This is a genomic window from Alteriqipengyuania sp. (genome assembly GCF_964222115.1).
GTDB lineage: Bacteria > Pseudomonadota > Alphaproteobacteria > Sphingomonadales > Sphingomonadaceae > Alteriqipengyuania.
In genome coordinates this window covers 1-11933 of record NZ_CAXQBM010000043.1, presented here as the reverse complement: position 1 = coordinate 11933, position 11933 = coordinate 1, and the positions used below count along the sequence as shown (strand labels likewise).

10 protein-coding genes and 1 tRNA gene are annotated in these 11933 nt (G+C 61.7%); 2 read left to right on the top strand and 9 right to left on the bottom strand.

Annotated features, from left to right (window positions below; all coding sequences use genetic code 11):
• The 3 genes from ACEQXE_RS06875 to ACEQXE_RS06865 form a co-directional block, all read right to left on the bottom strand.
• Positions 1 to 1008 (bottom strand): ParB/RepB/Spo0J family partition protein (locus tag ACEQXE_RS06875; RefSeq protein ID WP_370178193.1); only part of this gene is annotated, 1008 nt, incomplete at its 3' end.
• Positions 1009 to 1112: 104 nt separating this feature from the next.
• Positions 1113 to 5360, bottom strand: a complete 4248-nt coding sequence (locus tag ACEQXE_RS06870) for a strawberry notch-like NTP hydrolase domain-containing protein (RefSeq protein WP_370178192.1) — start codon at positions 5358 to 5360, stop codon at positions 1113 to 1115.
• 75 nt (positions 5361 to 5435) lie between these two features.
• On the bottom strand, positions 5436 to 6344 hold the full coding sequence (locus ACEQXE_RS06865) for a toprim domain-containing protein (RefSeq protein WP_011413771.1): 909 nt from the start codon (positions 6342 to 6344) through the stop codon (positions 5436 to 5438).
• A 144-nt stretch (positions 6345 to 6488) separates the two neighbouring features.
• Between ACEQXE_RS06865 and ACEQXE_RS06860 the strand changes: the two genes are divergently transcribed.
• Positions 6489 to 7085 (top strand): lytic transglycosylase domain-containing protein, encoded by a 597-nt coding sequence (locus ACEQXE_RS06860; protein WP_011413770.1) that lies wholly within the window; start codon positions 6489 to 6491, stop codon positions 7083 to 7085.
• Complete coding sequence (locus ACEQXE_RS06855) at positions 7061 to 7285, top strand: DUF5818 domain-containing protein (RefSeq protein ID WP_192895895.1); 225 nt, start codon at positions 7061 to 7063, stop codon at positions 7283 to 7285. The genes ACEQXE_RS06860 and ACEQXE_RS06855 overlap by 25 nt, the downstream gene beginning before the upstream one ends.
• Before the next feature lie 7 nt (positions 7286 to 7292).
• Here ACEQXE_RS06855 and ACEQXE_RS06850 read toward each other — a convergent pair whose 3' ends face one another.
• The 6 genes from ACEQXE_RS06850 to ACEQXE_RS06825 all read right to left on the bottom strand — a co-directional run.
• Positions 7293 to 8546 carry an integrase arm-type DNA-binding domain-containing protein gene (locus ACEQXE_RS06850; protein WP_011413769.1) on the bottom strand — a complete coding sequence of 418 codons (1254 nt, stop codon included), beginning with the start codon at positions 8544 to 8546 and terminating at the stop codon, positions 7293 to 7295.
• A gap of 178 nt (positions 8547 to 8724) precedes the next feature.
• Positions 8725 to 8801, bottom strand: a tRNA-Met gene (locus ACEQXE_RS06845).
• A gap of 103 nt (positions 8802 to 8904) precedes the next feature.
• The gene (locus tag ACEQXE_RS06840; RefSeq protein WP_370178191.1) at positions 8905 to 9432 is read right to left on the bottom strand and encodes a 2'-5' RNA ligase family protein; all 528 of its coding nucleotides are present in this window, start codon (positions 9430 to 9432) and stop codon (positions 8905 to 8907) included.
• 60 nt (positions 9433 to 9492) lie between these two features.
• The gene (mltG, locus tag ACEQXE_RS06835) at positions 9493 to 10455 is read right to left on the bottom strand and encodes an endolytic transglycosylase MltG (protein WP_370178190.1); all 963 of its coding nucleotides are present in this window, start codon (positions 10453 to 10455) and stop codon (positions 9493 to 9495) included.
• Positions 10455 to 11714 carry a beta-ketoacyl-ACP synthase II gene (gene fabF, locus ACEQXE_RS06830; RefSeq protein ID WP_370178189.1) on the bottom strand — a complete coding sequence of 420 codons (1260 nt, stop codon included), beginning with the start codon at positions 11712 to 11714 and terminating at the stop codon, positions 10455 to 10457. Before fabF ends, mltG begins: the two co-directional genes overlap by 1 nt.
• A gap of 93 nt (positions 11715 to 11807) precedes the next feature.
• The coding region (locus ACEQXE_RS06825; protein WP_370178194.1) for an acyl carrier protein at positions 11808 to 11933 on the bottom strand (126 nt) is incomplete at its 5' end.

Sequence of the window (11933 nt, the reverse complement as noted above, 5' to 3'; positions counted from 1 at the left end):
CACGAGTTCCTGTTCGGCCTTGGCGACCTCATCTTCGTCGCTGTCTTCATCTTCGAGCACGGCGGCGACGCGGTCGTAATCGGCCTCAAGCTCGCCGAGCTCCTGCGTTTCCTGCTCGGTCATCGGTGCAGGTTCGCAAGGCAAGCGGCTCATACCTTCGACAAGGTCATGGCTGACATAGTTGCCAAGGGTCGGCCGAACCCAGGCGAGGCCATATTCGATCGCGACCTTTTCTGCGGCTTCTTCCATGGCCTTGTGTGCGAGGTCTTCGAGCAGCGCGACATCGATCCAGCTCTCGCTGGCGTCATCGTCGAACAGTTCGCGCTCAATCCGGCCGCCTGCGGCGAGATAGGCATCGCGTCCGACAAGCACGGCCCGCGGATCGGAACCACGCACCGTGGCATCAAGCACCATGCGGCGGATCGTGTCAGGCGTGATCTGGTACCAGGCATCCTGCAGCTCGGCATAGACATGCGCCTGGCGCTCGACGTCGGAGATCGCGCCGTAGGCCTTGGCCATGTCGAGCGTGATCGTGCCTTCGGCGAGCGCTTCGAAGACGCAGGGTGCCAGACTTGCCAAACGCAGGCGCCCTTCGACGAACCGGACGGTGAGGCCGAAGCGTCGCGCTACGTCTTCCGTCGTAGCTCCTGCTTCGATGATGGAGGCGAAGGCCTGCGCCTCGTCGGCCGGGTTCATCGCGAGTCGCTGGAAGTTCTCGGCGAGGCTGGCTTCGCGCACTTCGCTTTCCTCGCCTTCGATCACGAGGCAGGTGACTTCGTGCGTGTCAGGCAAGGTGCCCTCTTCGGCCAGCGCCTGCAGCGCGGCGAGACGGCGACCGCCGGCCTCGACTTCGAATTTGCCGCGCTTTCCTTTGCGCACGACGAGGTTCTGCAGCAGGCCGCGCGCAGCAATGTCTGCCCGCAGCTGGAGGTCGGCCAGCACGTCGCTCGACTTGCGAACGTTGCGCGGGCTCGGGACGAGCTTCTTCAAGGGAATCGAATGGATCATGGGTGTTCTCCTGATGGAATGAAGGCGCAGGTGAGGATCACGAGGCCCACAAGCCCAAAGGGCTCCCTCCACTCTCATTCTGAGATTGGGGTCTGCCCTAAGGATCAGGCGGCAAGCGCGGGGAGGACCGACGAGGCTCTCGACACCGGGACGAACAGCCGCGTGCGGTAGCGGATGATCTCGGTGAAGCAGCCCTTGTTCTTGTACCAGTCGAGCCGATCGGGGGAGAAGCCGATCAGTTCAAGGCGCTGTTCGCCGCCGACCAGCGAGCGTTTCACGGTGAGTGGATCATGGCTAGCAAGGCCCAGCGGTTTGCCGCTGGCAATCACAAGCGCGCCGATCTGTTCTGCCGATGGTCCGGTAACCCCGGATAGACCAAAGGTATCGGCGATCGCAGCGAGATCGATATCGAGCACTTCGCGACCGATGATCGACTGACCATCTTCGGCAACGAGCCGGGTGACCCGAACATGATCGCCTGGGAGGCGCTTCCAGACCGGAAGCAGAAGTCCGGTAGCGAAATGGACTCGCTCAGTGACCGGTGATTTGGCCGCCTCTTCTTCCTCGGCCCGCCAGGCGCTGGTGAACGCAGAGACGCCAATTTCCTCCCAGTGGCTCTCAGCGAGTGCCTCAAGGGTCCAGTTCGCGGACTTGAGCGGGCGCAGCAGGCGCCTGCGTTCAATCACGGCCCCGTCGTCGGCGATGAGGCGACGGGCTGGAACCGACAGCGCGACCTTGCCTGACCGCATATTGCGCATCGGGATCGCGTGCCGACTGCCGATCTCGTGCATCCGCACCAGGCGCTGCAATTGCAGAGGCCGAAGGTGCCTCGTCACTTCGAGCGAGACGAGGCGGGTCTCGGCTCGGGTCACGGGATCGGTGCGCAGGAGTTCATCTGCCAGGACCGTAAAATGATCGACCCTCACGGTTTCCAGTCCCTGGTCGAGCGTTCCGGCCTCGCGCGCAGCTTCGATCCGCGCTTCGACAAGTCCGAGATACTCCTCGAAGATCGCGTTCTGGAGCGCGATCGGCAGCGCAAGAATGCGGTTGAGCCAGCGTTGGATCGTGGGGAGATTGTCGGTCAGTCCACCATCTGGACTTTCGAGCCGGAGGCCCGTTCGCTCGACGAAGTTGCCGAATGTGGTGGCTTCGAGCCTGCCGTCATAAAGCAGCTGGAACCATCGGGTGAGCGCGTCGCGCGCATAGTCGCTTTCGAGATTGTCTGCCGGGTCGAACAGGTTTTGTCCGCCGGTCTGGCGCTGGCCGCGCGTCAGCGCGCCTAATGCGTCGAGCCTTCGCGCAATGGTCGATATGAACCGGCGCTCGCCCTTCACGTCGGTGGTTACCGGCCGGAACAGCGGAGCCGAGGCCTGGTTGGTGCGGTTGGTACGACCGAGACCCTGGATAGCGTTGTCGGCGCGCCAGCCCGGCTCGAGCAGGAAATGGACCCGGCGTTGCTGGTTCCGGCAGCCGAGGTCGGCATGGTAGGAACGCCCCGTACCGCCCGCATCCGAGAAGACCAGGATGCGCTTGGTCCCTTCCATGAAGCTTTGGGCTTCGGCGACATTGGCGCTGGGGCTACGCCGTTCGAGGCGCTGCTCACCATCGCGGCCCAGGACAAGCCTGCGGGTCCGGCCCGTGACTTCGGCCACGGCGTCGGTTCCGAAATGTTCGATAATCGCATCGAGCGCAGTGGCGATGGGCGGCAGTGCGCAAAGCTGTTCGATCAGCGCATCGCGCGCAGCAATTGCGCGCGGGCAGAAAACGGGATTGCCCTCTCCGTCGCTCATCGCCTCGGAGCGAAGATTGCCGTCCTCGTCGGCGAAGACCTGCATCAATCGTATCGGGAAGCTCTTCGTAAGGTAGTCGATGACGTATTCACGCGGGGACAGATCGATATCGAGAGCTTCGCGTTCTTCCACGGTAAGGTCGGCAAGGCGCCGGTCGAGCATGGCCTCGGCGGTCGAGACCAGCTGCACGACAACCGAATGCTCTTCGCCAAGCGCTACTTCCATCGCGGGGATCAGGCTCGGCAATTTCATCGAAAGCAGGAGCTGGGCAAAGAAGCGCTGCTTGGTGCCTTCGAAGATCGATAGCGCCGCAGTCTTGGCATTGCGGTTGAGCGTGTCGCCGCTGTCCTCGTCGACCACGCGGGTTGCTTCGAGCGCCGCTTCGAGGTTGCGGTGGATGATCGCCCAGGCATCAGCATAGGCATCGTAGATCCGTACCTGTGCTTCGGTCAGGCTATGTTCGAGGATGTCGTACTCGACCCCGGCGAAGGACAGCGCACGGGCAAGATAGAGGCCCTGGGCCTTGAGATCACGGGCGACGAGCTCCATCGCCGCGACGCCGCCAGCGCGGATCTCGGTCATGAATGCCTCGTGGGTCGGAAAAGCGGTCTCGGGTCCCCAAAGGCCGAGGCGGGAAGTGTAACCGAGGTTGGCAATATCCGAAGCGCCAGTGGCAGAAGCATAGAGCACGCGGGCGCGCGGGAGATGGTTCTGCAGCCTGAGGCCCGCCATCCCTTGTTCGGAGCCCTTGGCCTTGCCGCGGAGTGAAGAGCCCCCGAGCGCATTGGCCATGGCGTGGGCTTCGTCGAAAGCGATCACGCCATCGAAATCCTCGCCCGCCCAGGCAAGGATCTGGTCGAGCCGCGTATCGTCGGCGCGCCCCGAGCGCAGCGTCGGGTAGGTGACGAAGAGAATGCCTTCGGACATCGTGACGGGCTGGCCGAGTTTCCAGCGCGAGAGCGGCTGGAGATCGAGCGGCAGCCCGCCAAGCGCTTCCCAGTCGCGGCGTGCATCTTCGAGCAGCGCCTCGTTCTTGGTGATCCAGACATGGCGGCGCTCGCCTGCGAGCCAGCGATCCATGATGACTGCGGCGATCTGTCGTCCCTTGCCCGCTCCGGTTCCGTCGCCGAGGAAGAAGCCCTGTCGGTAGGCGTGCCCATTCCCCGACAATTCGAGCGAGGTGCCTTCCTGGCTGACCTTGAAGCGCCCCGGGAGATCGCGTGCGAATGCCTGGGCAGCATAGACCAGTGTCTCGCATTGCGCTTCGGACAAGAGGCCATTGGCCTGCCAATTTGCGGGGAGACGCGGGCTAACGTTCGGCTGCGGAGCCGCAACCGACCCCATGGCGACCGATTCCACGAGTGGGGTGGGATGAACCGGCGCGCCTTCGAAAGCGATTCGGCTTGGCCGGTAAGGTAGGTAGATGCCTGTCTGTTCGGGCACCGGCGCGGGTTCGGCGAGGACCGAATAGGTGAGGTCGATCGCATTCGCTGCGGCTTTTGATGTCGCTGCGAAAGGCGCCAACGGCCGGACCGGCGTGCGTTGGTTCGAAGTCTTGCCAACGAGGCGCAATGGTTTTCCGACTGGCAGGCGATGGAGGTTGGCGGATATATTCGCCCTTGGCGAAAGCTTCGTGACAAGCGCGTGGAGCGCGATCAGGTCGCAGGTATCCCCGTTGATTGCGGGCGAAGACGCAGTCGGCGTCTTGTCGATGACGACCAGGCGAACGGCAATCCCCGTCCCTGTCCGGCGAAACATCTGCTGCAAGCGAACATGGAGGAGCAGCGACGCTTCTTGCTGTGACTTGGCGAAAGTGGAAGCATCGAAGCCTTCGGGCATGATGGCGACTATCCTTGCGCCACTGGCCGCGGCCCGGATTGCACTACGAAGGTGGCGCTGCGCCGTCTCGCCATCCTTGCCGCGTTCTTGGCTACGCGCGAACGGCGGATTCATCAGGACGACCGACGGAATGGGGCCGCGATGCAGGTCGGCGATCAGTTCCCCGTCATGCGCAGTGATCGTGGCCGAAGGGAAGATGTGGGCCAGACCATCTCGTCTTGCCGGATCGATCTCGTTGAGGAGCAGCGAAGCATTCTGGAGGGAGCTCCAGAGAGCGAGGGCGCCATTGCCGGCGGATGGTTCGAGGAGTGTGTCTTGCGCGCATAAAGCTGCAGCCTTCGCCATCAGCCAAGCCAGCATCGGCGGGGTCGAGAACTGCTGGAGCTCGACCTGTGTTTCGCTGCGCACATGCCGCGGCGGCAAGGCTGCTTCGAGCCAGTCGAGCCGCGCGTCGGCTTCGTGCACGCTTGTTGCCAGATCGATGCATGAGGACTCCCTAAGCCAGAGCAGTGCGCCGATCTCGACCGCGGTGTTGTAGTCATCGATGGTCCAGGCGCTTCCCCAGTCCGGGGTGCCGGTCTCTTCGGCGAACAGCCCGGAAATGTCGGCACGGGTAAGATGCCGTCCCGAAGCGAGTAGTTCGGCAACTCGGGTGCCGATAGCGTAGGCCAAAGGCATTGACGGCAACTGCTCGCCGGTGGGAAACAGGTCTGATTGAAACATGGCAATTCGTCCTCCTGATGAAGGCATCGGGACACGCCCTCTGCCGGATCAGGAATTCGAGAAGCCCTCTCTCCTCTACGGCGCCGCCTTGCGGCGCAGCCATGCCGTGAGTTCGTCGTTCCAATCGGTGTCGCGTGATGACGGTTTGCGGACATGTACCGTGCGTCCATCGCAAGCATAGGCGGACAGGCCACGCGACGCAGCCAGCTCGCCGCCAGCGTCGTGATCGACGAAGAGATGAAGCTCGGTCACGCTCTCGGGCACACTGACGAGGCCGAAGCGCTCATTCCCGAGGGTCGCCCAGACGGGGACACCGGTGAGAGCATAAGCCGACATTGCGCTTTCAATGCCTTCAGCAAGGCCGAGCTTGCCAGAGGCCGGAGCGAAGAGGCGGACAGCAGATTCACCGAGCGCGCCAAGCGCGCGTTTCGGCTTGTCGAAAGCGGCCTTGGTATTGCCCGAAAGGAACGTGCGATGGACGGCGACCGGCCCCTCGTCGAGGCTGACTGCCGCGATCAGGGCGGGCAAAAAGCGGGTCCGTCCTTTTGGACCAAGCGGCGTTCGTGGATGGAAGCGGAGCGCTGGAGATGCGGCGAGGATGCCGCGGCTCTCAAGATATTCCTTTGCCGGACTGGCACGCAGTGGCTGTGCATCGCGCCAGATCCTCAGCGCTGCCGCCGAGGGTTTGCGGGTGCTGGTCGGTTCGGGGCCGTTGGTGGTCGCAGAAGCTGAAAAAAGCGCCGGTGCCTCGAATCCTTCACGCGCCAATGCAGACAACACGCTCTGCTGATCGCATCCCGCAAAGCAATGGAAGAGGATGGCCTGTCGGCCGAGCGACACACCGAGTGACGGCGTGCGATCATCATGCGCAGGGCAGCAGGCCATGCCCTTGGTGCCGGACCACTTGCCGCCCCGGCTTTCGCAGATCTTGCGGGCGGTGTCCTCAAGCGAGGTACGTGACAGGGTTGAATTCGAAACGGGCATACCGGCTCCATCGCCTCACAATTGCCCCTCCAACCGACCCTCTCTCCTCTCGGATAAGCACGCAAAAAAGCGTTTTCCTACACCTATTTGTTCTATTTATGTTCTCTTGCAGATCGAGGCAAGGTGAAAGGTTATGCGATGCGAATGTATCTGGTGGCCTGCGGTTGCGGTGCGCTAGCGATTGCGATAGCGATAGCGATTTCCGGGTCTGCGCGGGCGCGGGAGTTTCAAGTCTTCGACCATGACCTCAGCAAAGTTGAGGTTACAACCGACAAAGGTCTTGGCTTTAACCCGACTGCAATCGACTTGGCCAAACCAGAAGGCGGCAAGGCTTATATCGATAGAAGCTTCAAGGAAGCTTTGTACGAGCCACTCATCCGGCAAGCTGAAGCGCGATACCAATTACCGCCTCGACTGCTTCAGGCCCTGATTTGGCAGGAATCGCGGTTCAACCCGATGGCGATCAGTCCGGCTGGCGCCGCTGGTCTCGCTCAACTGATGCCGGGAACGGCAAGAGAACTCGGTGTCAGCAATCGCCACGATCCGGCTCAGAACATCGACGGTGGCGCGCGGTATCTGAAGCAGATGCTAGAGCGCTTTGGTGCGATCCATCTCGCGCTGGCCGCCTACAACGCTGGACCCGGCGCCGTGTCGCGAGCCGGCGGGATACCGAAAAATCGGGAAACGCCTGGATATGTGAAGAGCGTTATCGACCGATGGATGGCATACAGCTCGATATGACTACGAATCGGAAAAGGATCAGCGGACGGCTCGAGCATCTTCCTCGGGGAGCTGCAATTGTAACCGATGCCGGTGATCACTGGGTTCTTGAAGACTATGAACCCTCAAACGATGACTTCGGATTTGAAGTTACCGCAGAGGGTATTGTCGTCGGGTTCGACCGGCTTCGCGTCGAATGGCTTGGTCAGGTGTCCGCTTAGGAGCAGGTCAAGCGGCCCTCAAGACCGCAATGTTTTGCGGCTTGCCGCCGATGGAGTCGAGGAAGTCTGCCCAATCCTGCAACATTGCACGCCGAGGAGCGAGATATTCGGCAGCATTGTATGCTCCGCGAACTTCGTTTTCTTCGCTGTGTGCCAATTGCAGTTCGACCCAGTCTTCATGATATCGACGGATCCACATCGGGGGATCGCCGACCTCGACAAGCTGCTCATTCGCCCAGGTGCTCGCCAGACCCCTGAAGCCGTGAACAGTTTGCCGCCCGTGGTAACCGAGCCGATAGAGGCCATAGATCATCGTATTCTCTGAGAGCGGCATCTTGGGCTTCTGGCCTGGAAAGACGTATTTACCTTCGGACTTGCTGATCAAATCCTGAGCAAGAGAAGCGGCTTGTCGCGACAGTGGCACGATATGCTCGCGGCCCATTTTCATCCGGTCAGCGCCAATGCGCCATACTGGTGAAGGTCCACCCATATCTTCGAACTCGTGCTTCTTGGCGAATCGAAGCTCCTTCGTCCGCACCCATGTAAGAAGAGCGAAATTCAATGCTGCCCGGGTAATCTCGGAGCGTCTCTCACCCTCTTCTTGATATTGCCCGATCTTAATCATCAGCTCGGGTAGCTGCGCGAGAGGTAGCTTCGCCATATGCTTGACCCGAGGCCGTGGCTTCAGTGCCCCGCGAAGATGCGCAGTAGGGTCGGAATCACAAAGGCCGCTGGCAATAGCGAACTGGAACACCTGTCCAATACATTGCTTTGCCCGCCGACTGATGTCGAGCGCGCCGCGCTCTTCGATTTTCCGAATGACCTTTAGCACTTCTGGTGGAGTGATCTCATGCATCATGAGCTCGCCCAAGTCAGGAAACACATCCTGGTCCATGCGTGACCAGACACGCTTCGCATGCGCGGGATCGAGACTACTTGCTCTGTTCTGATGCCACATGGTGGCGATCGCCCTGAAGGTCTTGGCCTCTTCGAAGTCCCGACCCGGTTTGTGGACCATCGGGTCCCTGCCCTCAGCCAGCACACCTTTGGCAACTTTCTTGAGTTCTCTTGCTGCCGCTATTCCTACTTCGGGATAGGCGCCGAAAGAAAGCAGCTTCTCCTTACCGTGGTAACGGTATTTCAGCCGCCAGAGCTTCGAGCCGTTCTTTTGAACAAGGAGGAATAGACCCTCCCCATCCGCAAGCTTGTATGGGCGCTCTGCCGCCTTCGCTTTTTTGATCTGAATCTCACTCAAGGCCATTGGGGGTATCGCTCCTTTTCGCTACCCCCGGAAAATACCCCCAAAATACCCCCACACCAAATCCGGCTTCAAGCGAATGCAAGCGCACGCAAGCGGACGCGAATCGCTCACATCATTCTGTTTTAATTGAATTTTGCGGATGCATGCGGCCCCAAGCGAACCCATGCGGATTCGAGAATGGTAGCGGAGGAGGGACTCGAACCCCCGACACGCGGATTATGATTCCGCTGCTCTAACCACCTGAGCTACTCCGCCCCAGTTTTCGGCCTTGGGGGCCCTGCCGGAACCCTTGGCTCGACGGCAGGCGGCGCTCTTACGGTGGGCGCGCGGCCCGGTCAAGGCGCGTGTTCAGCGCTTCCTACGCACGCGCCTTTCCGCGAAAATTCACGTCTTCCACCACTTCCCACGGCCCGCCCCTGTAGCGATGCAGAGCGAGCCCGCGAAAGACGAAAGGCTTCTCCACGATCTGCGGCGCAAGTTCGGTCTGCAGCGCCTGCGCCTCGCGCTTCGAAACCTTGTTCTGCACCGTTATATGGAGCCGTTTGCCACCCGCATCCTGCTGCGTCAGCATGCCGTGGAAATGCTCGGCAATCATGGCGCGCAGCCGCAGCATTCCTTCGCTTGCCAGCCGGATCGCGGTTCCGCCGCCAAGGTTCAGGAGGCCCGTAATGCGCGCATCGACCGGCGCAAACTCCCCGGCAAGCTGCCGCATGTGCTGAATTACCTCCCGCTCGCAGAAACCCGGCAGCGCGTGGAATAGCGTGACATGGGCGGCAAGATAGTTGCGCTCTGGCGGGAAATGCGCCTTGCGCAGCTCGGTCGCCCAGCCCTGCAATCCGTCGGGCAATTGAGCCGTGAGGATGAGCGGAGCGTTGTCTTCTATCACTTGGCCGAACCTAAAAACCCCAAGACCAAACCTGAGCGCCCACTTTTTGTGACCAAGTGACTACATTTCTCCGCGCTCGCGGCGCAGCTTGTACCACTCGGCCACGTTCGCGTTGTGCTCTTCCAACGTCTCGGCAAACACGTGCCCGCCCGATCCGTCGGCAACCATGAACAGCGCGTCGGTCTGTGCCGGATCGAGCACCGCCGCGATCGATTCACGCCCCGGATTGGTGATCGGCCCCGTAGGCAGGCCGACGCGGGTATAGGTGTTGTAGCCATTAACCGCAGCGATCTCGGACTGGCGGATACGGCGGCCCAGCGGCTTGCCCTTGGTGATCGGATAGATGATCGTAGGATCCGCCTGCAGCAGCATGCCTTCCTTGACCCGGTTCGAATAGAGGCCGGCAACCATGCGCCGTTCCTCGGGCACACCGGTTTCCTTCTCCACGATGGCAGCGAGGGTCACTGCATCCTCGATATTGTCGACCGCGATGCCCGGTTTGCGCTTGGGCCAGGCTTCGGCGAGGTAGTTGCGCATTGCCGCCTGCATCCGGGCGAGCACCGCGGCGCGATCCTCTCCTCGCTCGAAGTCATAGGTATCGGGCAGCACGCTGCCTTCCTTGGGCACCGGAATTTCGCCGGACAGCAGATCTTCCGCCATCAGTGTCTCGTAAACGAGGATCGAAGGCATCCCCTCCGGGATCGTCACGAAACGACGGATAACCTCGCCATGCTGCAAGGTATCGAGGATGGTTGCCGGGCTGGCCCCGCCGGGTAGCAGGAATTCGCCCGCTTTGATCGGATCGCCGCTGCCGAGAATCTTCGCCCGCAGCAGGAAGGCATCCTGACTGCCGATCATGCCGTTCCCTTCCAGTTGCCCTGCAACCGATGTCAGCGTGGAGCCCGAGCGGACAATAAACGACGTGTCTTCGCGAGAAGGCCCGTCGCCGTACCAGCCCCAAGCGAACCAGCCGCCGGCAAGCGCGATGGCGACCAGCACCAGTGCAACGAAAGCGCGGATCACTAGTCGATCTTCCGCATGACGAGGCTGGCATTCGTGCCGCCAAAGCCGAAGCTGTTGTTGAGCACTGCCTGCACTTCGCGCTTCTTCGCCTCGTGCGGCACGAGGTCGACGCCTTCCGTCCCATCGTCGGGATCGTCGAGATTGAGCGTCGGCGGCACGATCTGGTCCCGAATGGCGAGGATGCAGAAAATGCTCTCGACCGCTCCGGCGCCGCCCAGCAGGTGCCCGATGGCAGACTTCGTGCTGGACATCGACGCACCGCCCAGGTCGTCACCGAAAACCCGCTTGGCGGCGGCGAGTTCGATGGTGTCGGCCATCGTGCTGGTGCCGTGTGCGTTGATATAATCAATGTCGGAGGGCTCCAGTCCCGCCTTGCGCAGCGCCATTTTCATCGAAAGTTCGGCACCCTTGCCCTCGGGGTGCGGCGCAGTGACGTGATACGCATCGCCCGACAGGCCGTAGCCAACGACTTCGGCGTAAATCTTGGCACCGCGTGCCTTGGCATGCTCGTACTCTTCCAGCACCACCACGCCCGCGCCCTCGCCCAGCACGAAGCCTTCGCGATTGCGATCATAGGGGCGGCTGGCCTGTTCGGGCCGATCGTTGAACCCGGTGTTTAGCGCGCGGGCCTGGGCGAAGCCTGCGATACCGAGCGGGTTGATGGTCGATTCCGAACCACCCGCCAGCATGATGTCGGCATCGTCGTCGCGGATCATGCGCGCTGCGTCGCCGATGGAATGCGCCCCGGTAGAACATGCGGTCACCACCGCATGATTGGGGCCCATCAGGCCATACCGTATGGAGACCTGCCCGCTGACGAGGTTGATGATCCGCCCATGGACGAAATGGGGGCTGACCCTGCCGGGGCCACGCTCATGCAGGTTGACCGATTCGTATTCGATCCCTGGCAGGCCGCCGATACCCGCACCGATGGAAACACCGGTACGCTCCTTGGTGGCCTGGTCCATTTCGGTCAGCCCGGCATCCTCGATCGCTTGGCCTGCCGCATCGAGGCCATACACGATGAAGGTATCGACCTGGCGCTGCACCTTGGGATCGACGCGCTTGTCGGGATCGAATCCCCACTCATGGTCCTTGCCCTTTACCTCGCAGGCAATCGTAGCCTTCTGGTTGGACGCATCGAACCGGGTGATCGGCCCGGCCCCGCTTTTGCCTGCGATAAGGTTCGACCAAGAGGTTTCGACGTCACCGCCCAGCGGGGTGACTAGGCCAAGTCCTGTTACGACAACGCGGCGCATAAACTTCTCCAAAAGCAGCACAGGCCCGGCCCGCTTACCGGGTCGGGCCTGCAAATGGCGGCGGACAAATGCCGCCGCAAGAGCATTGGGGGGTTAGCCCTTGTGCTCTTCGATATACTTGGTGGCATCGCCAACGGTGCTGATCTTCTCAGCCGCATCGTCGGGGATTTCCACACCGAACTCTTCTTCGAACGCCATGACCAGCTCGACGATGTCGAG

Excerpts from the sequence above, each read along its gene's own strand:
- ACEQXE_RS06870 (WP_370178192.1), bottom strand. The coding sequence starts at position 5,360 with ATGTTTCAATCAGACCTGTTTCCCACCGGCGAGCAGTTGCCGTCAATG.
- ACEQXE_RS06865 (WP_011413771.1), bottom strand. The coding sequence starts at position 6,344 with ATGCCCGTTTCGAATTCAACCCTGTCACGTACCTCGCTTGAGGACACC.
- ACEQXE_RS06860 (WP_011413770.1), top strand. The coding sequence starts at position 6,489 with ATGTATCTGGTGGCCTGCGGTTGCGGTGCGCTAGCGATTGCGATAGCG.
- ACEQXE_RS06855 (WP_192895895.1), top strand. The coding sequence starts at position 7,061 with ATGGATGGCATACAGCTCGATATGACTACGAATCGGAAAAGGATCAGC.
- ACEQXE_RS06850 (WP_011413769.1), bottom strand. The coding sequence starts at position 8,546 with ATGGCCTTGAGTGAGATTCAGATCAAAAAAGCGAAGGCGGCAGAGCGC.
- fabF (WP_370178189.1), bottom strand. The coding sequence starts at position 11,714 with ATGCGCCGCGTTGTCGTAACAGGACTTGGCCTAGTCACCCCGCTGGGC.